The following is a 26,170-nucleotide window of genomic DNA, read 5'->3' as shown; positions in this document are numbered from 1 at the left end:
AGAAGATTATTTATGTATTGTTCTAAATGTGGTTATGAGTTGGAAGATGGCACAAAGTTTTGTAGAAAATGTGGTAGTAAAAACATATATAATAATTTAATACCTAATGAAAAAAAGTCAACTTTAAACACAAATATCACTTCAAAAGAAAATAATATTAAACAAAATAATTTAGAAGAACCCATTATTAAAAAATCTATTTTAAATGAAACTAATTCAAAAGAAATTGTTACTAAACAAAATAACCATAAAGGTTTTATTATACTTGGTATTTTAATAGTAGTATTATCTGTAGGCTTTGGAAGCTATTATGTATCGATTTCAAAATTTTTCTCTGATAATTCTAAAAGTTCAGATAAGACTTCCACCAAAAATAATGTTAGTCCTAATAATAACACCACTAATAAAAGCTCTGAAATAAAAAAAGAGGTTGTTCCGACTAAAAATAATAATGATATAAATAACATTGATTCCCCTACCTATTTTATTTTCCCTAAAAGTGAAAGTGAGAAACTTTTAGTTTCTGACGTATCCGTATTAGAAAAGGACAATCTAACACTAGCTAGAAATGAAATCTATGCTAGACATGGATTTGTATTTAAAACAGAAGCATATAGGAAATATTTTAATGGGAAATCTTGGTACACAGAAAACCCTAATTTTAAAGGGTCTGATGGAGAATTAACTGATGTAGAAACATATAATATAAAAATAATTTCAGAATATGAAAATAAATAAAAAATAAAAAGTATATATTACTACTAATGCATTCATTTCGCTAAGAACTACTAATTTTATTTTAAATTAAGCTGCTAAAAAATATAAACTCGCTTCGCTCAAACATATATTTTTCTTAACGCAGCTTAATTTAAAATAAAATAAGAAGTTCTAAAGCTTATTCAAATGCATTATACGTAATATATACTTTTTTTGCGACTAAAAACATTTGATAGAAATATTAACTCTCATCTATAAAAAAGTTATCCACATTATTTTCCGCAAGCTGTTTCCTATATAATAAAAAAAGCGTATAAAAAGACTGAATTTTACCTTTCTGCCGAGTAGTGCCATTATTAATCCTTTAATTTCCGCACCAATTCCACTAGTTCTTCCATACTTTCTACAACATAGTCAGGTTCATATTTGAGAAGCATGTCCATAGGTAGCGCGCTCCACCCAACAATCACCGAGGTAATCCCTGCATTTTTTGCGCATAATATATCATAGGGACTATCCCCCACAAGCATGGTTTCCTCTGGTTTTCCTTTAAGTTCCTTTAAAGCCATAAATGCTGGAGTAGGGTCTGGCTTATGTATTTCTGTGTTATCTGCTCCTACGATACTTTCAAAGTAATCTACAAGTCCAAAATGATTTAATCCCCTCATAGCGGAATCATTAAGACGAGAAGTGACAATTCCCAGCTTGTAGCCTTGGTTATAAAGCTCAATTATCCCTTCCTTTATCCCACTGCGAATGGTAATTAGCTTTTCAAAGTTCCCAACTTGGAAACTCCGATATGTTTTAATAGCTTCTCCTCCAGCATCACCAAATTCTCTGTCTAATGTAATTTTTAAAATTTCTCCAAAGTTTTTAATAATTTTCTCTCTATCTACCTGTTTATTCAAATGTGTTTGATAAGTATGTTGAAACGATTGTATAATTAACTCATTGGTATCTACTAGCGTCCCATCAAAATCAAACAAAATATTGCGAATAGCCATAATTTTTTCTCCTTCTTAACTCCTGAGCAGCTGAGTTATTATGATAATTTCATTTTATCAAAAATCCAGCAGTTTTAAAAGAAAAACTTGAATCGGTGTTTTAGCATAGACTTTGGATATTAACGACTTCAAAAGGACAGTCGTTAATATTGTTCTTATCAAGAAGATATCTTTTCTAATGAAATTTATCATTTATATGAGGTACCTGATTAACCCATACCTTCTCTAAATAATCCTTTTGTTCCACTATATTTTCCTCCAAATTTTCTACTGCAGCTTTAGTAAAGTTACCTACCTTTGCAATATTAACTAATTTCTCTTCATTACTTTTTGGGTTCATAAAAAGTCCTCCCTGCTAAATTATTTTTTTAAACATCTATATAATATTTCAAGTAAAAAATATTTATTAGTAGTATATCCCATGAATTAATATTTTATAACTATTTACTGTAGTAAATAAAACAAACGCCATTCATTAGTAGGAATACCTGCCATTTATAATCCTCCCTTATTTTTTACATAAAATAAATTTTTAGGTATAGAAAAATAGGCCTCTTGCCCATTGGGGCGAAAAGTCTATCGCGATACCACCCATTTTTATATCTTCATTTAATAACGATATATAATTACTATACACCTGCACAGCTTAGCACATATTATGTTTTCAGCCTACAACTCAAGGGTGAGATTCAACATCTGAAATTATGGGTTCACAACGCTGCCCACTCTCTGAAAAATATGCAAGATGTTTACCTAATCCATCTCAGTTTTCTCAATATTTAAATTTATTCTATGTATTGTTGACTAGTATACTGCGCTAATTTTTTTTGTCAATACTTATTTATTTATATTTATAATTTTTCCCTTTTGCTAATTACAACTTCCTTATGTATAATAATTAAATCTCCAATAAGTGTTCCAAACATAGAGATAAACGTATATATAAAGCACCAAATCAAAAAACTGGAATTAAATATAGTAAATGTAGCAATAACCCAAAATACAAAGTTAATCATTAAAATAACAAACATTTTCTTAAATATAAGTTGCATTGCTAAAGATACTATAAGGACTAATACTGGGTATGTGAATAAAATCATTTCCATTGATTCATTGGTATAAATATTAAAGCTATTAAACATATCAGTATCACCGCCTTTAATTATTCTAATAATTAAAGTTTACTTTTTATTTTTATATAATACAACTCATGGACCTCATAACGTATGTTTTAGTACATAAACGGAATATAATAGGTAAAAAATATAGAGTAGAAACTGTATTCAGTGTCTACTCTATATTTTTTATTAGTATATAACTTTGCTTACGCTACGAAGTCTTCCTTTAATAGGTGTTTCTTGCAACTCCTGAAATACTAGTTCACCTTTGTTATTTAATATCTCCACAAAGGTAGATATATCAATTATATTGATAATCCCTATATCATCCTTAGTCATGCCCTCAATACTGCAAAGTGTACCTACTATATCCATGGCCCTCATCTTTGTTTTCTTACCTGCATTAATATGTAGTTTCATAATTTCTTTGCTTAGCTCCGCACCTTTTTCTTCTTTAAGTTCAGGTCTAGTATTCATCTTGTCTTGGAATTCTTCCTTGGCATCATTTACAATTTCAACTTCAGGTTTCGTCTTAAGTGGAATCTCTTTACCGATATATTCTTGTACATCATCTAAAAACCTGTTTTCATTTGGCGACACAAAAGTAATTGCGTGGCCAAGCTTACCTATACGGCCAGTTCTTCCTATCCTATGAACATAACTTTCCTTATCTTCAGGTATATCGTAATTAATTACAAGTGAAATATCATCTATGTCTATCCCTCTAGCTGCAACATCTGTAGCTACCAAATATCTAAAATAACCCTTCTTAAAATCATTCATTACTTCTAATCTATCGGTTTGCTCCATTCCACCGTGGATTTTCTTACAAGTATAGTTAAGATTTACCATATCACCATAAACCTCATCTACCTTAAGTTTTCTATTACAGAATATCATACAACTATCTGGGTTTTCTACTACAGTTATATCTCTTAAAAGTTTTATCTTATCCTGCTCATTTACGTTATATCTTTCTTGCAATATACTGTCTGCTGCTTTATTTTCATCTTCTATATCAATACGTATAGGATTCTTCATGTATTTGCTACACAAATTCTTTATATTTTTAGGCATTGTGGCTGACAATAACATGGTGACACGATCTTTGGGTAAGCTGTTTATTATGATTTCAATCTGATCTACAAATCCCATATTCAGCATTTCATCTGCTTCATCTATGACAAGATACTTTATATTTGACATATCAATTGTGCCTTTATCTAAATGATCTATAATACGACCAGGTGTGCCAACTACCACATGTGTCTTTTGTTTAAGTTCTTTTTTTTGATTGTAAAAAGAATTCTGCCCATAAATTGCCGCTACTTTAAGTCTTTTAAACCTACCGATATTAAAAATATCTTCTTTGACTTGGATAGCAAGTTCTCTAGTTGGTGTAAGCACTAATGCTTGAGGTTTATTTTCTTCCCAATCTACAAGCTGACAAATAGGAATGCCATATGCTGCAGTCTTCCCACTGCCAGTTTGGGACTTTACTACTACATCCTTACTCGCCAATACAGCAGGTATAACCTGCTCCTGGACCTTTGTTAAATCTGTGAAACTCAGCAGACTAATTGCTTTTAATAAATCACTGTTTAGTTCAAAATCTTCAAAATTTGCTTTTGTCATTAGATCATCTCTTTTCTTATATTTCCATTACTTTTAGACCTTCTCGATTATTTTTTTCTTTGCTTTTTTTTAGTAGCTTTTACTTGCTTTTTTTTACCTTTATTTTTATTGTTTTTATTCATCTTATTAATTCCTTGCATAAATTGTGATTTAGGATCATTACTCTCTCTTTTAAAACATCTCCAGCATCCTAACTCTTCTATAGTATCCATAACAAATGAATACCCTTCATCTTTTAATTTCGGGAATTTTTCTTTATCATGGATTTTTACAGCACCCTCCACTTCTTCTAGGGATATACACTCTACGTCAACTAATTCATCTACATACGCTTTTTTTATGTATTCATACAATTCACTAGGACCCACTTCACAAGAATCATATATAAGCTCATTCCAAACTTGTGAAAATTCTCTCTCAAGTTTTCCTTCAAATAAACTTTTATAGTACTCAAGAACTTCACTTTGAGATATATCCCCTTCGCCTAGTAGTACAATAAAGGATTTAATAGCAGCACATCTAACATATTCATTAACATTACTATCTTCCACTAATCTTTTTATTGGTCCCATATTGCTTCCACAAACTGAAGCTAAAATTTTATGTAAATCCTCTGTAAGGAAATCACCAAAAATATCATCTGGAATTTCCTTTGGCATACTAACTAAATCTATAATCGGCATATAACTTTGTTTTTCTCTAAACTGTGCTAATAAAAAGATTGCATATATATGTGCAAAATAGCTGTGTTTTTCTAAAATCTCTTCATAATTTTCCTTGACATTTCTTAATATATCAAGTAATTCAGGTATAAATTCTTCTCTATGGTTTATTATTTCCTTTAATTGAGCCTTTGGAAATTTGCCATTATTATATTCAATTTCTTTAATTAATTCATTCATTATAATAAAACTCCTTCTTCATTTGAATTTTTACTAAAATACCATTTATTGCTCCTAAAAGGGCCCTAACTCCCTAATCAACCTATTATATTATATCCTTTTTTCTTACTTTATGCACTAATGATTAATTGTTTTGTTTTTTAATTATGTAACTCCTTCGATAATCTTTACCTTGAGTTTGGTGATTCCTATATGCCAAATTACAGTATTTTTTATTGTCTTTACTCTACTGCTGAAATTACTGCATTATGAAACAACCTTCTAAATCTTAATATATGAGTATTGTTCCGTGTTGGATGGACTCTATTGGTCAGTAGTATTGCATATATATCATTTTCTATGTCCACCCATATAGATGTTCCTGTAAATCCTGTGTGACCAAAGGCACTAGGTGATATTAGTTCACCACCTGAGGACATTTTATCTGCTTTTAAAAGCCATCCAAGTGCCCTATCCTCATTAAGCGAAGAGGTATAATTTCTAACCATGCTGTTGAATCCATTTTTAGATATGAAAGATTGCCCATCTATTTTTCCTGAATTTACTAGCATTTTTGCGTATTTTGCAGTATCTTCTATAGTAGAGAAAAGTCCTGCATGACCGGAAACTCCTCCAAAAAATCTGGAATTCTCATCATGAACACTCCCAAGTAACATCTTACCTGTTACCTTATCCATTTCAGTAGCTACAACGTTTTTACTTATTGGGTTAAATGTAGTATTCTCCAAACTAAGTGGCTGAAAAACATATTTTCTACATAAATTATCTAAAGTATCTCCACCTATCTGCTCAAGAATATAACCCAGTAGTATAAAACTAAAATCGCTGTACATAACTTTGCTTCCAACCTCACATTCTAATGGTTCATTAGTTATATATTTTATCGCATCTTTGTATGAAGTACACACCTTTTCAAATAACACAAAGGATTTAAATCCTGCTGTGTGAGTTAAAAGATCTAAAATGCTAATTTCTTTTTTTTCTTCTGTTACTTCCACATATTCAGATATTTTATCATATAATGATATCTTTCCGTCCTCAAGAAATCTTATTAATAATGGAGTAGTGGCCATTACCTTTGTTAAAGATGCCATATCAAACAGTGTGTCCCTCTCTAAAGAGTGGTTTTCAGGGTAAAGACTTCTATTTCCAAAGTGTTCAATAAAATACAAGTTTTTTCTACCCCCAACAGCTACTGCTGCTCCAGGAAAGTATCCCTTATTTATACCTTCTTTTACAAGCTGTATTGCTTTATCTAGCTTTTTAATATTAACTGTCATTTATCTATTCCTCCATTTACAACAACCTTAATTTATCTAACCGTTCATCTTATATTAATAATATCATATTTTTTAAAAAATAAGCCTATCCAATGAAGGAAAGGCTTATATATTAAAACTGTTTTTAGAGCTATATGGTTTGATGTCATAAATTAATTTTCGATGCTATTGTTGTCTAGTGTAACCGCACCATTCCGTGCCAACAACTGACCTTTCACCGTAGCACCCCTATTCACTGTGATGGATGTCAATGCAAAAATACGTCCCTGGAAATGAGAATCTGTTTGTAATTAGCCAATTTAATATTTAGGATGTGTTCTAAACACCAATTCATAAACATTTAAAAGTAAAGATATTATATATGACTGAATTAATACCATTAGACATGATTCTGCAATTCTAGGAATCCATAAAACCATGAATCCTATACTTGAAAGTCCCGGCACAAATAATACTAGAAAATAAGTGTTAATAGATGAAATTACTAAAGTAGGCAATCCTATAGCTAACATCATTTTAATATAGTTGTCATATAGTTTATTTTCACTATTGTTTCTTTTAATCAAAGTATTAATAAACAAAATTACAAAACCAAACAGTGCAATAACTTCCAGTCCAATCCCAATAAACTGAGTTTTCTTTCCCAGCGAAAAAATCAATTTTCCTAAATTTGATTTTGGAAATACAAATATTACAACATTATTAATAATTCCTATTAGTCCTAAAGTTACAAAACAAGAAATATAGTGTTTTACTAATTTTTTAGAATTAACAATCTTTGCGTATCTCCATATTAATCCTGGAATAAAACCTGAAAGCATTGTTGTTAAAGTAAATAGAGGAATATAAGGTCCCATAGGTTTTAAAATATATGCAAGAATGTCCGTAATGCCAGCAGCAAATGCACCATAAATTGGTCCATAAATAATTCCAGGAAGAATATAGAAAATCCCATCAAAACTAATTCTCATAGCTCCTGCACCACCAATTGGTATCATTATACCCATTGACCTTGTAATTACGGCAATTGCAATAAAGACAGAAGTTGAAACCAAAATTCTTGTGCTCATCTTTTCTCTCATTTAAATACCTCCAACATATTAAAAAACAACCTGAAGCAAATGATAATCTACCTCAGGTTGATGTTTATTGTATCTCCTTACATAACTACTTTGCTAAGTATTTGTTTTTCTCTTTCAACTACATTGGTTTCAAGAACAGAAACTTTTTTTTCAAACTCAGCTACAAATTCACTATCCTTAATTGAGGATAAATTTATTTTCACATTGTATAGTGCTGCTAAAACTGCACTTCTTGCCATCATAGCAGATACAGCACCATCAGTTACTGCATTTTTATTTCCATGTTCTACTGCTTTTTCTGAGTAATCCATAAGTTTATATGCATCTTCTGCTATCTTATATGGAGTCTGAGATGCATACTTTAGTGCATTTTGAATAGTTTCTTTTCTTATGGTTTTTTCTTCATCATTTTCTTTTGGTAATTTAAAGGCATCCATCACTCTGTGAAAAGCCTCTGAATCCTTATCAATATACCCTATAAACTTTTCTTTATATATGTTAGCTTGTTCATAAACTTCACTCATCTCTACTTCAAAACTTTCATAACCTTTTTTACCAATAGTTAAGCTTGCAACCATGGAGACAAGTGCTGCTGCAGATGAAGCTACTAGTGCCGCAATGCTTCCACCTCCTGGTACAGGACAATTTTGGGAAGTTTGGTCAATAAATTCTCTAACACTTTTATCAACTAATAACATAGTGATTTTCTCCTTTCTGCATCTTTTTAAAATAATCCTGTTATAACTCCATTCTTATCTATATCCATCTTTTCTGCAGCGGTAACCCTAGGAAGTCCTGGCATAGTCATTATGTTGCCAGCTTCGCATACTATAAATCCAGCGCCTGCAGAGGCTCTTACTGTTTTTATTGTAATCTTAAATCCTGATGGAGCTCCGAGAAGTTTAGCATCATCAGACAGAGAGTATTGAGTTTTAGCAACGCATATTGGCATCTTATCCAGTCCTAATTCTTCGAGTTTTTTTATCTGTTTTTTAGCATTTGCTTCAAACACTACTCCATCTCCACCATATATTTCGCGAACAATTGTGTCTATTTTTTCTTTTATAGAACTATTTACATCATAAATAGGTTTAAAGTTGGACTCCTCAGTTTCTATAAGTTTTACAAGCTTCTCGGCCATCTCAATTCCGCCCTCTGATCCTTTAGCCCATACTTCATTAAGTGCTACTTCAACTCCAAACTCCTTGCATTTTGCTATAAGAAGTTCTATTTCACTTTCCGTATCTTTACTAAATCTATTTACGGCAACCATTACAGGCACATTAAATTTTCTTATATTTTCAACTTGCTTTTTTAAGTTCTCAAATCCACTATCAAGAGCTTTAAGATTTTCTATTCCTAGATCTGCTTTAGCTACTCCACCGTGCATTTTTAATGCTCTTATAGTAGCAACTATAAGTGTAGCCGCTGGTTTTAATTCTCCATATCTACATTTTATATCAAAGAACTTCTCTCCACCAAGGTCCGCACCGAACCCTGCCTCAGTTACTAAATAATCACAAAGTTTAAGTCCAAGCTTTGTAGCTATAAGACTATTGCATCCATGAGCTATATTTGCAAATGGTCCACCATGTATTATTGCTGGTGAATTTTCTAATGTCTGAACTATATTTGGCTTTATAGCATCCTTCATTAGTAGTGCCATTGCTCCATTAATCTTAAGATCCTTTGCAGTTACTGGATCACCATCCATGTTATAAGCTATTATTATTTTACCAAGCCTCACTTTAAGATCCATTAAATCCTTAGAAAGACAAAGAATAGCCATAACCTCAGACGCAACACTAATCATGAAACCATCTTCTCTTGGGAAACCGCACACTTTTCCACCAAGGCCAACAACTATATTTCTAAGAGATCTGTCATTCATATCCATAACTCTTTTAAATACAATCTGCCTAAGGTCAATTTTCAGGATATTACCTTGATGAACATGATTATCTATTGCTGCTGATAGAAGATTATTTGCTGCAGTAATAGCATGCATATCTCCTGTAAAGTGAAGATTAATGTCTTCCATAGGAACTACTTGCGCATATCCGCCACCTGCCGCTCCTCCTTTAATCCCAAACACAGGGCCCAGTGAAGGCTCTCTTAATGCTATACATGCTTTCTTACCTATTTTATTTAAAGCATCTCCAAGACCAATAGAAGTTGTTGATTTTCCCTCACCTGCAGGTGTTGGAGTGATTGCTGTAACAAGTATCAATTTCCCATCTTTTTTATCCTTTAATCTATCAAATATACTTAAAGAGACTTTTGCCTTGTACTTACCGTAAGCTTCTAATTCATCCTCTTCAATTCCTAATTTTTCAGCTATTTTTGTAATTGGTAGCATCTTTGCCTTTTGAGCTATTTCAATATCACTTGGAACGATATTCATATAATTCAACTCCCCATCATATTTAATAATATTTTAGAATTTTTTATTCTGATAGTTTCTTTTCAAGTATTTGGCTTATATCAAAGTTTTCTATTTGAAGATAATATTCTGCGCAATCAATTAATGCTTTCATAGGCACGAGTCCAATAACTTCGCTCCCTACAACTGGAACGCCATATCGCTTTGCTTCCATTTTAACCATTTCATGTGCTCTATATACTGCAGTCTTTTCATAATTTACAAGATTCATAGAAATCTGAACTATATTTCTTTCTTCAAGTTTAACTCCCATAGCCTTTACAAATTTAAGTCCACCGCCTATCGCTCTTACCTTTTTACCAATAGCAGTTGCTATTTCCATATTATCTGTACCTAAGTTAACATTGTATGCTACAAGTGGAAATCTAGCACCAATAACTGTACATCCGCTTTTTTCATTCATTTCACATGGACCAAAATCAGGTTTCCATTCTGGAAGTTTTATTTTTTCAAAAAAACCTTCATATTGTCCTTTTCTAATTTTTGCAAGATTTGTTCGTTCTTTACTACTAGCTGCATCTTCATAAAGATAAACTGGAATATTTAATTCTTCTCCAACCTTCTTACCAAGTTCTTTAGCCATTTCAACACATTCCTCCGTAGTAACATCTTGAATTGGAATAAACGGAACTACATCTGTAGCACCCATTCTTGGATGGGCACCTTTATGATGCCTCATATCTATAAGTTCTGATGCTCTTTTTATTAACTTAAAAGCAGCATTTTTAGCATCTTCAGGTGTAGCAACAAATGTAACAACTGTCCTGTTATGGTCTTTATCTGAGGAGTAGTCAAGTAGTTTTACATTTTCTGTATTTCTTATCTCATCAACTATGCTTTCGATTATCTTCTTATCTCTTCCTTCACTAAAATTTGGAACACATTCTACTAATTTTCCCATATTATTTTTATCTCCTTTACTACTGTATTTTTTATATTCTTATACACTAACAACTAAATTTCCATCTTTTATTACTTTCTCTACAATATTTATGCCAGTATTATATGGTATAAAATTATAAGAAGGATATTTTAAAATAACAATATCACCCTTTTTACCTGGGTCTATACTCCCTATGGAATCTGCTCTACCAACAGCAGCCGCACCGTTTATTGTAAGCGCTGTTATAGCCTCTTCCATATTCATCTTCATGTAGATAGCTGCTACTGCAAATACCAAAGGTATTGAATATGTAAAACAGCTTCCTGGATTAAAATCTGTTGCCAGTGCTACTGCGCATCCGCTATCGATCATTTCCCTTGCCCTAGCATATGGCTCTTTTAAGCAAAATGCAGTACAAGGAAGAAGAGTAGAAATTACCTTTTTCTCTGCCATGGCTTTTATACCATCATCTGACGCATGCAATAGATGGTCTGCTGATATTGCTCCAACTTCTGCTGCAAGCTCCGATCCTCCAAGAGTTACTATTTCATCTGCATGGAGTTTGAGTTTAAAACCCATTTCCTTTGCTTTTAAAAGAAGTTTTCTTGATTCCGCTACTGAAAAAACTTTGTCTTCACAAAAGACATCGCAAAACTCTGCAAGATTTTCATCTTTAATCACGGGGAGTACATTCTTTATAATAAAGTCAATATACTCATTATTTTTCCCTTTATATTCAGGCGGAACTGAATGTGCACCTAAAAATGTAGTTACCACGTCCATAGCATGCTCTTCGTTAAGCTTCTTCATAACCTTAAGTTGCTTTATTTCTGTGTCTAAATCAAGGCCATAACCGCTTTTACCTTCTACAGTTGTTACTCCAAGCTTCATCATTTCATTAACCCTATCAAACCCTACATTATAAAGTTCCTCAAAAGAAGCATTCTTAGTTGAATTTACGGTGTTTTGTATACCACCGCCTCTCTCCATTATATCCATATAACTGTCGCCACGAAGTCTCCAAGCAAATTCATCTGCCCTGTAGCCGCCAAATATAAAATGAGTGTGAGAATCTACAAATCCTGGAAGTACACATTTGTTAGAAGCATCTATAACTTCATAATCCTCTTCATTGTAGGTTTTCAATATTTCCTGCGTAGTATTAACAGCTTTAATTATGCCATCTTCAATGACAAGTGCTCCATTTTCAATGGTATGAAGGTTTTTCATTTCTTCGCCGTATTTTGCACTGCTACCACTGCAAGTAACAAGTTGCGAAGCATTTTTTATAAGTAAATTCCCTTTCTTCATAAATGCATCCTCCTAAATATATTACTTATCAAAATACTTACTAACTGCATCCACTACACTCTTTTCATTTGTTAAAAAAGGAATAGTAAGATGATCTGTGCCTATATGTGTATTATTAAATTCTATGGCTGTCTCTATAGAATGCTCATTTCTAGCCCATGAACGTCTTGCAACTCCACTCATAACATCCCATGAAAGTGCAGATTTAATTATTTCATCTACTCTAAAACTTCCGTCAAGTACAAGTCCAAATCCTCCATTTATTGATTTTCCAATTCCTACACCGCCACCGTTATGAAGTGCTACAAGACTCATACCTCTTGCTGCATTTCCAGCAAAACACTGCACAGCCATATCTGCCATAACGTTACTTCCATCTTTTATATTAGAAGTTTCTCTAAATGGTGAATCCGTACCACTTACATCATGATGATCTCTACCCATCATAACAGGTCCTATCTCTTTATTTCTTACCATTTCATTGAATTTAAGAGCTATTTTTATTCTTCCTGTAGCATCTTGGTATAGTATTCTTGCTTTGGTACCAACTACAAGATTATTCTTTTCTGCATCCCTTATCCAGTTATAGTTATCTCTATCTTGATATCTTCTATTTGGATCTATGCATCCCATTGCAGCATGATCTGTCTTTATTAAATCTTCATTTTTACCACTTAAACATACCCATCTGAATGGTCCATACCCATAATCAAATAGTTGTGGTCCCATTATATCTTCTACATATGATGGGAATATAAATCCATCTTTTTCATCTATTCCATTTTTAGATATTTCCACAACACCCGCATCATAAATTGCTTTCATAAATGAATTGCCATAATCAAAGAAATACGTTCCTCTTTCAACTAATATTTTTATAAGCTCAAAATGACGTCTCAAACTCTTATCAACTAATTCACAAAAAGTATCTCTGTCTTTTGCAAGAAGCTCAGTTCTTTCCTCAAATGTTACTCCCTTAGGACAATATCCACCTTCATATGCTGCGTGACAAGATGTTTGGTCAGATAATAAATCAATCTTCTTGTTGTTTTTTACTGCATACTCCAAAAGATCAACTATATTCCCATGATATGCAATTGATATTGGCTCTTTCTTTTCCAAATATTCCTGCGCAATTTTAAATACCTCATCAAGATCTGAAGATTGCTTCATAACCCAACCTTGCTCAAGTCTTGTGCCAATTCTTGATTCATCAACCTCAGCTACAATTCCTACAGCATTTGCTATTTCGATTGCCTTTGGCTGAGCACCACTCATGCCGCCTAGTCCTGATGTTACAAATATATGCCCTCTTAAATCACCATCATTTGGAATTCCAAGCTTCATTCTACCTGCATTTAATAACGTGTTATAAGTACCATGAACTATGCCCTGAGGTCCTATATACATCCATCCGCCTGCAGTCATTTGTCCGTAGTTCGCAACACCCATTTCCTCTGCTATTTCCCAATCCTTTTGATTATCGAACATTCCTATCATTAGTGCGTTTGTAATTATTACTCTTGGTGCCTCAGGTTTTGATTTGAAAAGTCCAAGAGGATGTCCAGATTCCAAAACCAAAGTTTGATCCTCCGTCATTATTTCTAGATATTTCTTTATTAATCTATATTGCATCCAATTTGGACATACACTTCCTGTTTCACCGTAAGTAACAAGCTCATAAGGATATAAGGCTACAGCAGAATCAAGATTGTTATCAATCATAACCTGAAAAGCTTTACCTTCAATACATCTTCCTTCATATTCATCTATTGATTTTCCATATATTCTGCCTTCGGGGCGAAATCTATACCCATATATTCTTCCTCTTGTAGTAAGCTCTTCCATGAATTCTGGTATAAGCTGTGCGTGGTACTTTTCTGGAATATAACGAAGTGCATTCTTAAGTGATATTTCTGTCTGTGATTTTGAAAGGTGGAAGCCTCTATCTGGAGCTCTCCTTATTCCCTTAGTGAATTTAGGCATATTAGGTAAATAATCATCTAAAGTAATTGTCATTGCATTTTTAATATCAATATTATTAATCATTACTTGTCACTCCCCTCTTTATAATCCTATCTTAATACTAAATCGTCATTAAAATGTCTATTTTTTAAATTTAGAATTTTACTCATCAATTTAAAACCCTTATATTTGTTTTATTAGCAAATAACATTATAATCATTCCATGCAAAGAATACCTATGTAGTAACGTTTATCTATTATCTTTTATTATCTTTTATTAAGTTTTTTATAAGTTCTATTTCATAATTATCCTTTGATACAGTTAAAAATTTAATGCTGTTATCACAATAATATTGTAAGTTTTCATTCAAATATGTATTAAAAACTTTATGTAACTTATCATTATTTTTCATTTCACTTTTAATTTGAGCTTTTACCATACATACTATTCCAATTTCATGAGGATTTTTTAGTAATGTTGAATGTAAATCTGAATTCTTTAAATATTTTAAGGCACTTTCATAATTTCCTTCACTAATTATTATTTTAGACATAAATGCTTCTACAATAGACTTTTCCCACATTAGATCAAATTGCTTATATATATCCATAGCATTTTGGAAGTATTTTTTTGCCTGAGGATACTCCCCCATATTGAAACATGTTTCACCTGCATTAATATTAAAAATAGAAAGACTAGTAAATACATTTTTTTCTTCGCATATTTTTATGGCTCTAGTGAAAAATTCTAAAGCCTCTTGAAATTTCATGTTTTGTCTTCTTATATCTCCAATGTAATTATAAGCAGCTGCTATACTCAGGGCATATTTATCTGCTACACTTTTAGTTACATTAAATATATCTATGGATTCATTAAAGAGTTTTTCTGCTTCACAATATTTCCCCTGCATTTTTTTATATAAGGCCTTAAATCTTAGAAAGACACCTATTTCCATAGGATAACTACAATCTGTGGCTTTATCTAAGCCAAGCTTTACATATTTTATCATATCATCAATGTTATTGGTCTGTATACAATAATATATCATCTGTTTATACCCTTCTAAAGAGTACTCTGAATCCTCAATCTCATTAGATTCTTCTATCATTTCATTTATAAACTCAACACCTTTTTCATAATCTCCTTCTCTTATAAGATATCTTCCTTTAATATGTAAAAATCCTATTTCTAATTTTAAGACTTCTTTAGAATTTTTACAGTCATTTTTTGCTTTTAAAAGTAGATTTTCTATTTTCTTTATGCTTTTAATGGTTTTACTATTGCTAAAATATAAGTTATTATAAAAATTCACATCTTTATAATATAGTACCGGATAAAGTTCATGACTAAAATTTAAATAAACATTTAAACTTTTTATACTATATTTTAGTGTTTCTAAATTATTATCTGAGTTTGAAAAATGATAAACAAGCTTATTATAGGTGGTTACATCGCTTCTATTACCAGCTAAACTTTTTTCTATAATATATCCAATCTTATTATGAAGAATTTTTCTTCTTGCCAAAGATTGATTGATATAAATAAATTCTCTTAGCTTTTGATGAGTAAACATAAAGCTTATTATATTATTGTTATTAACTTCTTTTAATATGAATTTATCTTCAAGTTCTTCTATTTCGTCAATTATCCTAAGTTCATCTTCTCCGGTAAGTTCAACTAAAATATATAAAGGAATTTCATCAAAAAACAATGATGCTATTCTTAGAATGTTTTTGCATTTCTCTGATATGTCTAAAAATCTACTCTTCATTATATCTTGCATTTTAGACGACATAATATTTATATCACTATTAAACTTTATAGTATTAATATATTCTGTTAAAAAAAATGCATTTCCTTCAGTTTCGTTGTAAATTTTATTTAATACTTCTTTAGTGAAATTATTTTTCGGAAGACCAATTTTAATGAAATTTTCTGCTTCATCATTATTAAATCTTAATAAATCTAACCTTAAAATTTTATTATGTTTATTTGCTGTAACTAGAAATTTATCTATCTCTATATTATATTCATTCCTAGATGTCATAAAACACAAAATGTTAGTATGTCCATGCAAAATCAAACTGCTTAAAAGAGTTAGACTCCCATAATCAATCCATTGAATATCTTCAAAAATAAGCATTATTTTCTTTTTATGTGCTATTTTAGTTAATATATTATTTATTATATTACCGATAAATTCATATTTCAATGTATATTTACTCTCTAAAATTTCAATGCTTTGTTCTTTGTTACCTACTTCATCAAACTCTGAAAAACAATTCTCTATAATATTTTCCCATAAGGTTGGAATTTCAATGCTTTTATCTTTCATAATTTGAGAAATTTTAGATAATATAACATTCCAAGGTTTTAAAATACAATCCTTTTCAAATTGAAAACAATAAGTCTCTAAAACATAGGTTGCATTCATATCTACTATTTCTAAAAATTCATCTTTCAATTTGGTTTTCCCTATACCGGCTTCACCTACCAAAAAAACAGATTTAGAGGATTCATTTCCTATGAAATTATTGTAATTATTTTGTAATATTCTCATTTCATTATATCTTCCATAGAAAAATTCATCAGTGTTTTTATTATCTTTCCTTGTATTCATAATATCTATTACTTCATTTACTATATTTAATATCTTATCATCAAGAGAAATAGACAATTCGTCTTTAAATAAATTTTTAACATTATTGTATGTTTCAATTGCCATGTTATATTTGCCTTGATTTTTATAACTTTCTAGTAAATATACGTAAGCATTTTCATTAAATTCATCTATTTTTATTAATAGTTTTGAATATTTTTCAACAATATCATAATTATTATTTTGTAATTCCACTTCTATTTTCTTATTCAATCTACTAATATACATACATTCTAAATTTTCCCGCATTTCGAGAAGCCAAACTTCAAAGTTTTCTGCATTTTTAGGACAAAATCCTTGTAGAAATTCTCCCTTGAAAACATCTATTTCATTTTCATCATTCATAAACTTATATACATCTACTTCTATTTCCATATCTGGATTAAGCATAATTATTGATTTTTGAGGAGATACCAATACCGGAATATTAGAACATTTATTTATTTTATAGATAGCATTTCTTAAATTTTTTTTAGCATTGCCTTCTTCTTGATTAGCCCAAAAAAGTTCCGATATATGTTCTCTGTTATCTTGTTTATTTAGAAGTAAGTAACAAAAAAGCCCTTGAGCTTTACTATATGGTAAAAATATTTCTTTTTTATTGACAGTTACACAAAAATTACCAAACATTTCACAACGTATGTAATTCACCAAATCACTCCTTTATAATACCATAAACTCTCTTATACAAATTATACTACAATATAAATAAAATGCCATAACAATGTTCCTAATGGTGCTTTTATGTGAAATTTCCGAATTAATATACACTTATTTGACGTTTTGATGTTAATCAGAACTTATAATAATAATATAAAGGGAAGTGATAAAAACAAAGTTGTATTTCATTAAAGTAAATCCAGTAGAAAATATGACAGTTTTTATTTTAATTGCCTTGGTACCGTTTACAATAAAGTCTTTGATGTTTTAGTTAGGCAGCCAGGTGGAGTGCTCCAAGTAACTACTAAATAGTAATGTTAAAATTATTGCTAAATGAAAATTTTATCTATAATAACTAGTCAAGAGGAGGAAATATATGTTATTACTTAACCCAGTTGTTGTATCAGTTTTGGTAATGATAATTTTATGTCTTTTTAAACTTAATGTGCTACTGGCTATATTAATTGCAGCTATGACAGCAGGCCTCGTTTCAGGTATGCCTTTAGGAGAAACTATGGCCACACTCATTGGAGGAATGGGTGGAAATGCTGAAACTGCATTAAGCTATATATTACTTGGTGCCTTAGCAGTCGCAGTAAATAAAACTGGACTAGCAGGAATATTGGCTAAGAAAATTTCTAAAATTGTTGGGCAAAAGAAGTATGTATTTATAATGTTACTAGCATTTTTGGGTTGTTTTTCTCAAAACCTTATACCAGTTCATATAGCATATATTCCAATATTAATACCACCCTTGCTTTTATTAATGAATAAACTTAAAATAGACAGAAGAGCAGTAGCTTGTGCACTTACATTTGGATTAAAAGCCCCCTATATTGTTTTACCAGTAGGATTTGGTCTAATTTTCCATACTGTTATAAGTACTGAAATGGTAAAAAACGGTATACCTATTGTAACAGCTGATGTAGCTAAAGTACTATGGTTTCCAGGTATTGGAATGGTTATAGGTCTTCTTGTAGCTGTATTTTACACCTATAGAAAACCTAGAGAATATAAGGATATTAAAATAGAAGGCCTGGAGGAAATCAAAGGTGAAGATATTAAAATGAATTCAAAACATTGGCGTGTTCTAATTGGAGCTGTATCTGCATTTGTAATTCAAGTTCTTACAGGATCTCTTCCCCTTGGAGCATTGGGAGCATTAATTATAATATTTGTTTCAGGAGCAGTTAAGTTCGAAGATGTTAATGGGTTAATTGATGGAGGCATCAAAATAATGGGTCTAATAGCATTTATAATGCTTGTTGCATCAGGTTATGGTGATGTTTTAAGAAAAACTGGAGCAGTAGAAGCTTTAGTTTCATCACTTGCGGTTATAGTAAATGGGAGTAAACTGTTAGGTGCAGTGTTAATGTTACTAATCGGATTATTAGTAACTATGGGCATAGGAAGTTCATTTGGTACTATTCCTATAATAGCTGCAATTTATTGTCCATTATCAATAAAACTCGGGTTTTCCCCACTAGCTACTATAGTTCTAATAGGTGTTGCAGCCGCACTTGGAGATGCAGGTTCACCAGCATCAGATAGTACACTTGGGCCAACATCCGGCCTTAATGTAGATGGTCAACATGATCACATTTGGGATACATGTGTACCAACGTTCTTACATTATAATATACCGCTTATGATATTTGGTATTATAGGCGCTATGATATTCTAATTACATGACGACAGTTTTTAGTTTTAATAAAATACCAATTAATTTTTAGGAGGAATAAAAATGAAAGAAATATTTTTAACAGGAAATGATTTAACTTTAGAAGATATGGTAACTATAGCTAGAGATGGATGCAAGGTTTCTATAAAAGAAAGTGCTTTAGAAAGAGTTATAAGATCAAGAGCAATAATTGATGATATAGTTGAAAATGAAAAGGCAGTTTATGGTGTAACTACAGGCTTTGGTGAATTTTGTAATGTAAGTATTTCTAAAGATGATTGTAAAATGCTTCAAAGAAACTTAATTTGTTCACATGCTTGTGGGTATGGTCCTAAATTTTCAAATGAGGTTGTACGAGCTATAATGCTTTTAAGAGCTAATGCGCTATCAAAAGGATTTTCGGGAATAAAACCAGAAACGCTGCAAACACTGATTGAAATGATCAATAAAGGAGTTTATCCAATAATTCCTGAAAAAGGATCTCTAGGAGCATCAGGAGATTTAGCACCACTTGCACATATGGTTTTACCTATGCTTGGTGAAGGTGAAGCAGAATATAAAGGAGAGATATTACCAGGCCGTGTTGCTATGGAAAAAGCAGGAATTCCTATAATAGAACTTGATGCTAAAGAAGGTTTAGCACTTATAAATGGCACTCAAGTTTTAACTGCAACAGGAGCTTTAGCTACTTATGATGCTATAAGATTATTAAAAACTAGTGATATAGCAGCAGCTTTATCAATGGAAGCACTAAGGGGAATTACAGATGCTTTTGATCCAAGGCTTCATGTACTAAGACCACAAGCAGGACAATTAGCAACAGCAAGAAATATATTAAAACTAGTTGAAGGTAGTACTTATGTAACAAGACAAGGTGAAATAAGAGTACAGGATGCTTACTCATTAAGATGTGTACCACAAATTCATGGTGCAAGTAAAGATACTGTAAACTATGTAAAAACTAAAGTTGAAATAGAAATAAATTCTGTTACAGATAACCCTATAGTAACAGAAGAGGGCGACGTAATCTCAGGAGGTAATTTCCACGGAGAACCTATGGCATTAAGCTTTGACTTCTTAGGAATTGGAGCAGCTGAAATTGCTAGTGTATCTGAGCGAAGGTTAGAAAGACTTATCAACCCTCAATTAAATGATTTACCAGCATTCTTAGCTAAACATGGTGGATTAAACTCAGGATTTATGATTACCCAATATGCAGCTGCAGCTTTGGTATCTGAAAATAAAATATTAGCTCATCCTGCATCAGTAGACTCAATACCTTCTTCAGCTAATCAAGAAGACTTAGTTAGTATGGGAACTATAGCTGCAAGAAAGGCTAGAGATATAGTTGATAATGCATCAAGAGTAGTCGCAACAGAAATACTCGCTGCATGTCAAGCTATAGATTTCAGAAAAGGAGCTGGATTCAAACTTGGCAGCGCAACACAAGAAGCTTACAACTTAGTTAGAAAAACTGTCGACTTTATTGAATATGATGTAGTTATGTACAAATATTTAGATAAAGTTACTGAACTCGTTAAAAGCGGAAAATTATTAGAAGCAGTAGAAAAAGTGGTTGATATAGAATATTAATTATCAATGGGTAAAAAACAGAGAGTTGCAAACCAGAAAACAATTTTTGGTTTGCAACTCTCTCTTTTTAGTTAAAACCATACACGTTTATTTATATGGATAAACCATTTAGTTCACAAAGGGTATTTACAACAGAAAAAATCAATACAGCTGCTAAATTTGCCGTAATATTATCTTGATCAAATCTTGGTGAAACTTCAGCTATATCAAAGCCTACTACTTTGTTTGACCTTAAAATGTATTTAACAAACTTTAATACACCCTCGGGATCAAGCCCAAGTGGCTGTGCTGCACTTACTCCTGGAGCATATGCTGTAGAAAATACATCTGAACATATAGTTACATATATGTGATCTCTCGATTTTATGAAATCATCTATTTCCTCAATGAATTTCCAATTATCATTAGCTACCATATCCTTTGCAAGTATGTATTTAGCGCCTAGTCTATCTGCAGTTTTAAAAAGATCTATTGTGTTACTGTGCTTTTGAACTCCAATGCACAGATAAGAATATTTAAGTTTTCTCTCACTGCAAATATCTGCTATTTGCCTAAACATTGTTCCAGAACTTGCTCCCTTTTCATAAGGTCTCAAATCAAAATGAGCATCGAAATTTACTATTCCAATACTAGGCTGTTTATTATTTTGTGATAAATAATTTAAGATACCACTATAATTTCCAAAAGCGACTTCATGACCTCCACCCAAAACAATAGGAAATAGATTTAAGCATAAAACTCTTTGGACGGCTTCCGCTAGACGCTCTTGGCTTTCTGAAAGAGTGCAATCCGTGCATAATATATCTCCTACATCAAAAAGCTTTACCTCTTGTGAGAAATTACATGGAAGCTTAGCTAATTCTTTTCTTATATACTCAGGACCCTTTTCTGCCCCTGTTCTTCCACCGTTAATCCTTACACCCTCATCACAACAAAACCCTATAAAAGCAAATCCCAGTTTTCCGGTGTAGACAGTTAAATCCTCTCTTTTTAAATCCAATATGTTTATACATTGATGCCATCTAAAAGCATCATAATTATCTTCGCTATCAGTTCTTCCTGTCCAAACTGTTTTATCTGTTATTTTGTAGTTTTTATCAAACATATTATTTATCCTCCCTCATCATTACCATAGTTTATAATTATAGTAAAATAGCAATCCATTTTAATTCTATTGTCTATAAATACTTACCTTATTTTATATAATACTATTAATACATCAAAAAAACGTCTAAAAATCCACATCACCGATATAAACTTAACACTTTTATCCACAAGTACTTATTAAAATATAAAGTTTTAAAACTAAATTTAAATAAACCTAAATAAACCAACTTATAAAACGATATAGTATTATACTAACTAACCATTACAAGGGGGATAAATAATTGTTTAAAAACAAATTCACTGCAATTTTATTATGTACTTTTTTAATAATTACTTCTTTAGGTTTTTATCAAAATACAACAGTTGCTTCTGAAATAGGGAATTTAGAAATTAATGTAAAACAGTTTGGAGCTAAAGGCGACGGACACACAAATGATACAAAATCCATATTAAACGCATTTAAATCTATATCAAAAACAAAATCAAAGGGAATTGTGTTTTTCCCAACTGGGGATTATATAGTAAATACTACTATTACTATTCCTGCTGGTATATCCATTACTGGTGATGGTAAAGATTCTACAACAATCAAACGTATGGATACTAAACTCACCGCAATATTTAATTTAAAAGGAACTCAAATTATTAGAGATATAGGCTTTAAATCTCGTATTAATTTATACCCCAGTGGTGACGATATTACTATAGTAGATTGTAAAATAAGTGGCACATCACAAGGCATACAAAATGCTTCAACTATTGAAAGATTAACTATATCTAACACCTTATTTGATGGTTGCGGATATGGTATTTTATCAAATAAAGCACCGTCCTATGACACTACTATTAGTGATTGCAATTTTATAAATTCCACAGCTGACGACATAGAGATTAATTCTCCTAGTAAAAGTTGGATAATAGAGAATTGTAACTTTAAAAACAATGTATCAAAATCAATTTTCTCAGGTTTTGGAATAGGAGTTGCAGTACATGCGAGTGAAATTACTATAAATAACTGCAATTTTTTAAACATGGCTTGTCAATCAATCCATTGTGAGGATTATTCAGAGGTAACTATAACTACATGTACCTTCAAGAACTCTGGTAGAGATAAGCACCCAGGAAATCCACATTCAGACATTGCTGTATTATCAAGCGCTAAGGCTAATATTTCAGATTGTGTGTTTCTTAAATCTGGTAGTGGATATTCGTCGTTAGGTATATATAGCAATAATTCCATAATAAAAGGGTGTAAATTTTACGAAAAATGGTGTGGTTATTCTTCTAACTATTATAATTGTGAATTTTACGGTGATGAAGCACTATCCGCTGGCAGTCGTTTAGGTAAAGGAGTCGATAGCCCAAGTACACAAAAGATAGTTTCTAATTGTAAGTTTTTTAATCTAAATGTAGGTGTTGAATTTGGTTATCTTGCTGCTGGCTCCTATGGAGGTACAGTAGAGAACTGTGTATTCACTAATTGTGACAGTGGAACAGCATCTAAACGTACTCCTACAATGATATATGCAGGTGGTAGCGAGACAGTAAAAAACAATCTATTTAATTCATGTATTGTAGGTGTAAGTTTACCTAATAGTGGTAATGCCCCAAGAAGAAATTACACAGTAATCAATAATGTGTTTTCCAGTTGTAAGACAGACTTAATTTTAGGTACTTATATTCCAGGTTTTAAATGCTTAGTATCTAATAATTTAAAAATAATCCCATAATATGAATCGGATTAATTGGATTATAAAAAAATTTATCTCAATAAAAAAATAAGGATACCATTGGATACCCTTATTTTTCAATTTTTCCTATAACGGTGGATATAACTACTATTAAATCAGAGATAGATTTATTGAGATCTTCAATTTTCTTCTCAAATCTTACTAGCAAATATATACTCACACCTATAGGGAAGCCAACTGTATTAACCAGTTTAACAAATGCATCATACATGAAGCATTACCTCCCTCACCGTTATAAATTATATATATGCTTATTCCAATTATTTTGCATAAGTTTATTAATATATTTTAAGTTTCTATTAATTCAAATTTAATTTTTTTCTTGACAGTATTAATGTTTAATGTTATATTTACTCTTAAAATTAAGTATATTAATATTGCTAAGACGGAGATAGTTATTTTATAACCATCAGTTACAGAGAGTCGATGTTTGATGAAAGTCGATACTGAGTATAAACTACAAATCACTCCAGAGCTGCTTGTCTGAATAAAGTAAGATAAGCCGGTGAGCCCCGATAAAAGGCTTAGGTTTGAAAGAACTGAAAAGAGAGGTATCTTTTTTTTTAAGATACAATTAAGGTGGTACCGCGATTTACACTCGTCCTTGAATTTATTTTCAAGGGCGGTTTTTTTTTGTAAAACAAAAAAATGGAGGTTTTAAATATGTTAAACACAGTAAAAAATTCATCTTCCGATCAAGAATTAGAATTTCACCTTTCTGAAATAAAAAAAGCACAGGCAAATCTAGAAGGTATATCTAAGAAAACTGCCCTTATATACAGTGATGTTTTTAGTAATGAATCTGGTAATGAGGTTTATATTAAACCTGAAAATTTGCAAATTACCGGTGCCTTTAAAATTCGTGGAGCTTATAATAAGCTCTGTACGTTACCAGTTAGCGAAAAAGAAAGAGGTGTCATTGCATCTTCTGCTGGGAATCATGCCCAAGGTGTTGCATATTCAGCTGAAAAATTAGGTATTTCCGCTACTATTGTAATGCCTAAGACCACCCCTCTTATTAAAGTTGAGGCCACAAAAAGCTATGGTGCTAAGGTAATTTTATTTGGCGATTGTTACGATGAGGCTTATACAGAAGCAAAACGATTAGAAAAAAAGCATAATTATGTTTTTGTACATCCATTTGATGATTTGGATGTAATGTATGGTCAAGGCACCATCGCTTGCGAAATTCTAGAGGAAATTGCCGATATTGATTGTATTCTTGTGCCTGTTGGTGGTGGTGGCTTAATCGCTGGAATTGCATTAGCAGCAAAGGCCCTAAATCCTAACATTAAAATAATAGGTGTAGAACCAGAAGGTGCAAAAGCAATGAAGGATTCTATGGACAATAACGGAATCGTCCACCTTGCAACTGTTCGTACTATAGCTGATGGTGTTGCTGTAAAAAAGCCTGGGAACCTAACTTTTGAAATAATCCAAAACTATGTAGATGAAATTGTAACAGTATCCGACTTTGATATCATGGAATCCTTTCTTCTTCTTTTAGAAAAGCATAAACTTATTGCAGAAGCTTCCGGTGCCTTGTCCTTCGCTGGATTAAAAAAAATACAAGAAAACGGCAAAAAAATAGCCTGTATTTTAAGTGGAGGCAATATTGATGTTGTTACAATTTCCTCCATGATAGACAGAGGTTTAGTTTCAAGGGGAAGACTATTCTGCTTTAGTATTGAAATGCCAGATATACCCGGAGAACTTGTGAAAGTCTCAACAATCCTTGCAAATGCAAATGCAAATGTTGTGAAACTCGATCATAATCAATTTAAAACTAAGGACCGCTTTATGCAAGTGCAACTTGAAATTACTGCGGAAACAAATGGCCATTCCCATGTGGCTACCATTATAAATGATCTAAATAAAGGTGGATATAAGGTTCATAAAATCTATTAATTCACTGTTTTAAATCAACTATGTGGCTAATCATTAATTGATTAGCCACAAGTACTCAACTAGAAATTACACTTTTGGGGATTGTGACTGCATTAAGAAAATAGAATAGACGAAAATAAAAGCCACTAAGTTAAACTTAGTAGCTTTTATTTATAACCTAGCGACGACCTACTCTCCCACAAAGTTACCCCTGCAGTACCATCAGCGCATTGAAGCTTAACCTACCTGTTCGGTATGGGAAGGGGTGTTACCTTCATGCCATAATCACTAGATAGAGAATATAATATTCTCTGAAAATTGCACAGTGAACTTATCTTCTTCTCAGAAGCTTTATTTTGCAATATTTTAAATAACTTGGTCAAGCCCTCGACTTATTAGTATTAGTCAGCTGAACATGTTACCATGCTTACACCTCTAACCTATCAACCTGGTGTTCTTCCAGGAGTCTTACTTACACCGCACTTACGTGC

20 protein-coding genes, 2 rRNA genes, 1 pseudogene and 1 other annotated feature are annotated in these 26,170 nt (G+C 31.7%); of the genes and pseudogenes, 5 read left to right on the top strand and 18 right to left on the bottom strand.

Annotation, left to right across the window (positions count from 1 at the left end):
- Positions 1-12: 12 nt before the first annotated feature.
- On the top strand, positions 13-738 hold the full coding sequence (locus ACREVU_RS01470) for a YARHG domain-containing protein (RefSeq protein WP_431549862.1): 726 nt from the start codon (positions 13-15) through the stop codon (positions 736-738).
- A 335-nt stretch (positions 739-1,073) separates the two neighbouring features.
- Here the strand turns inward: ACREVU_RS01470 and ppaX are convergent, their stop codons facing one another.
- The 14 genes and pseudogenes from ppaX to ACREVU_RS01400 form a co-directional block, all read right to left on the bottom strand.
- Positions 1,074-1,721 (bottom strand): pyrophosphatase PpaX, encoded by a 648-nt coding sequence (gene ppaX, locus ACREVU_RS01465; RefSeq protein WP_431549861.1) that lies wholly within the window; start codon positions 1,719-1,721, stop codon positions 1,074-1,076.
- 175 nt (positions 1,722-1,896) lie between these two features.
- Positions 1,897-2,061 carry a hypothetical protein gene (locus ACREVU_RS01460; protein WP_431549860.1) on the bottom strand — a complete coding sequence of 55 codons (165 nt, stop codon included), beginning with the start codon at positions 2,059-2,061 and terminating at the stop codon, positions 1,897-1,899.
- Between the two features lie 511 nt (positions 2,062-2,572).
- Positions 2,573-2,863 (bottom strand): DUF2651 family protein, encoded by a 291-nt coding sequence (locus ACREVU_RS01455; RefSeq protein ID WP_431549859.1) that lies wholly within the window; start codon positions 2,861-2,863, stop codon positions 2,573-2,575.
- A 165-nt stretch (positions 2,864-3,028) separates the two neighbouring features.
- Positions 3,029-4,474, bottom strand: coding sequence for a DEAD/DEAH box helicase (locus ACREVU_RS01450; protein WP_431549858.1), 1,446 nt, complete (start codon positions 4,472-4,474; stop codon positions 3,029-3,031).
- A gap of 47 nt (positions 4,475-4,521) precedes the next feature.
- On the bottom strand, positions 4,522-5,376 hold the full coding sequence (locus ACREVU_RS01445; RefSeq protein ID WP_431549857.1) for a DUF1186 domain-containing protein: 855 nt from the start codon (positions 5,374-5,376) through the stop codon (positions 4,522-4,524).
- Positions 5,377-5,597: 221 nt separating this feature from the next.
- Complete coding sequence (locus ACREVU_RS01440; RefSeq protein ID WP_431549856.1) at positions 5,598-6,656, bottom strand: serine hydrolase domain-containing protein; 1,059 nt, start codon at positions 6,654-6,656, stop codon at positions 5,598-5,600.
- A 152-nt stretch (positions 6,657-6,808) separates the two neighbouring features.
- Positions 6,809-6,934 (bottom strand): annotated as a pseudogene (locus tag ACREVU_RS01435) (ice-binding family protein); the annotation flags it as partial.
- 21 nt (positions 6,935-6,955) lie between these two features.
- Positions 6,956-7,738, bottom strand: a complete 783-nt coding sequence (locus ACREVU_RS01430; RefSeq protein ID WP_431549855.1) for a folate family ECF transporter S component — start codon at positions 7,736-7,738, stop codon at positions 6,956-6,958.
- A gap of 77 nt (positions 7,739-7,815) precedes the next feature.
- Positions 7,816-8,436 (bottom strand): cyclodeaminase/cyclohydrolase family protein, encoded by a 621-nt coding sequence (locus ACREVU_RS01425; protein ID WP_431549854.1) that lies wholly within the window; start codon positions 8,434-8,436, stop codon positions 7,816-7,818.
- Between the two features lie 26 nt (positions 8,437-8,462).
- On the bottom strand, positions 8,463-10,142 hold the full coding sequence (locus tag ACREVU_RS01420; protein WP_431549853.1) for a formate--tetrahydrofolate ligase: 1,680 nt from the start codon (positions 10,140-10,142) through the stop codon (positions 8,463-8,465).
- 43 nt (positions 10,143-10,185) lie between these two features.
- On the bottom strand, positions 10,186-11,082 hold the full coding sequence (ftcD, locus tag ACREVU_RS01415) for a glutamate formimidoyltransferase (RefSeq protein WP_431549852.1): 897 nt from the start codon (positions 11,080-11,082) through the stop codon (positions 10,186-10,188).
- 39 nt (positions 11,083-11,121) lie between these two features.
- Positions 11,122-12,375, bottom strand: a complete 1,254-nt coding sequence (gene hutI / locus ACREVU_RS01410) for an imidazolonepropionase (RefSeq protein ID WP_431549851.1) — start codon at positions 12,373-12,375, stop codon at positions 11,122-11,124.
- Between the two features lie 21 nt (positions 12,376-12,396).
- Complete coding sequence (hutU, locus tag ACREVU_RS01405) at positions 12,397-14,424, bottom strand: urocanate hydratase (RefSeq protein ID WP_431549850.1); 2,028 nt, start codon at positions 14,422-14,424, stop codon at positions 12,397-12,399.
- A 173-nt stretch (positions 14,425-14,597) separates the two neighbouring features.
- Positions 14,598-17,651 (bottom strand): AAA family ATPase, encoded by a 3,054-nt coding sequence (locus tag ACREVU_RS01400; protein WP_431549849.1) that lies wholly within the window; start codon positions 17,649-17,651, stop codon positions 14,598-14,600.
- A 385-nt stretch (positions 17,652-18,036) separates the two neighbouring features.
- On the opposite strand from ACREVU_RS01400, the gene ACREVU_RS01395 reads away from it, so the two are divergent.
- Both ACREVU_RS01395 and hutH read left to right on the top strand, forming a co-directional pair.
- Positions 18,037-19,344, top strand: coding sequence for a Na+/H+ antiporter family protein (locus tag ACREVU_RS01395; RefSeq protein ID WP_431549848.1), 1,308 nt, complete (start codon positions 18,037-18,039; stop codon positions 19,342-19,344).
- Between the two features lie 60 nt (positions 19,345-19,404).
- Positions 19,405-20,934 carry a histidine ammonia-lyase gene (gene hutH / locus ACREVU_RS01390; RefSeq protein ID WP_431549847.1) on the top strand — a complete coding sequence of 510 codons (1,530 nt, stop codon included), beginning with the start codon at positions 19,405-19,407 and terminating at the stop codon, positions 20,932-20,934.
- Between the two features lie 91 nt (positions 20,935-21,025).
- On the opposite strand, the gene hutG is transcribed toward hutH, so the two are convergent.
- Complete coding sequence (hutG, locus tag ACREVU_RS01385; protein WP_431549846.1) at positions 21,026-22,039, bottom strand: formimidoylglutamase; 1,014 nt, start codon at positions 22,037-22,039, stop codon at positions 21,026-21,028.
- Between the two features lie 283 nt (positions 22,040-22,322).
- Here hutG and ACREVU_RS01380 point away from each other — a divergent pair, with 283 nt between their 5' ends.
- Positions 22,323-23,771, top strand: coding sequence for a glycosyl hydrolase family 28-related protein (locus tag ACREVU_RS01380; RefSeq protein ID WP_431549845.1), 1,449 nt, complete (start codon positions 22,323-22,325; stop codon positions 23,769-23,771).
- A gap of 70 nt (positions 23,772-23,841) precedes the next feature.
- Here the strand turns inward: ACREVU_RS01380 and ACREVU_RS01375 are convergent, their stop codons facing one another.
- A complete protein-coding gene (locus ACREVU_RS01375; protein ID WP_431549844.1) occupies positions 23,842-24,003 on the bottom strand; it encodes a YvrJ family protein in 162 nt (53 codons plus the stop codon).
- 162 nt (positions 24,004-24,165) lie between these two features.
- Positions 24,166-24,401, top strand: a binding site (T-box leader).
- A gap of 54 nt (positions 24,402-24,455) precedes the next feature.
- On the opposite strand from ACREVU_RS01375, the gene ilvA reads away from it, so the two are divergent.
- Complete coding sequence (gene ilvA, locus ACREVU_RS01370; protein ID WP_431549843.1) at positions 24,456-25,700, top strand: threonine ammonia-lyase; 1,245 nt, start codon at positions 24,456-24,458, stop codon at positions 25,698-25,700.
- Positions 25,701-25,855: 155 nt separating this feature from the next.
- Here the strand turns inward: ilvA and rrf are convergent.
- Positions 25,856-25,972, bottom strand: a 5S ribosomal RNA gene (rrf, locus tag ACREVU_RS01365).
- Positions 25,973-26,054: 82 nt separating this feature from the next.
- Positions 26,055-26,170, bottom strand: a 23S ribosomal RNA gene (locus tag ACREVU_RS01360); the annotation flags it as partial.

Source organism: Clostridium sp., assembly GCF_050717535.1.
GTDB lineage: Bacteria > Bacillota > Clostridia > Clostridiales > Clostridiaceae > Clostridium_AD.
This window is presented reverse-complemented; position numbering and strand designations above follow the sequence as displayed.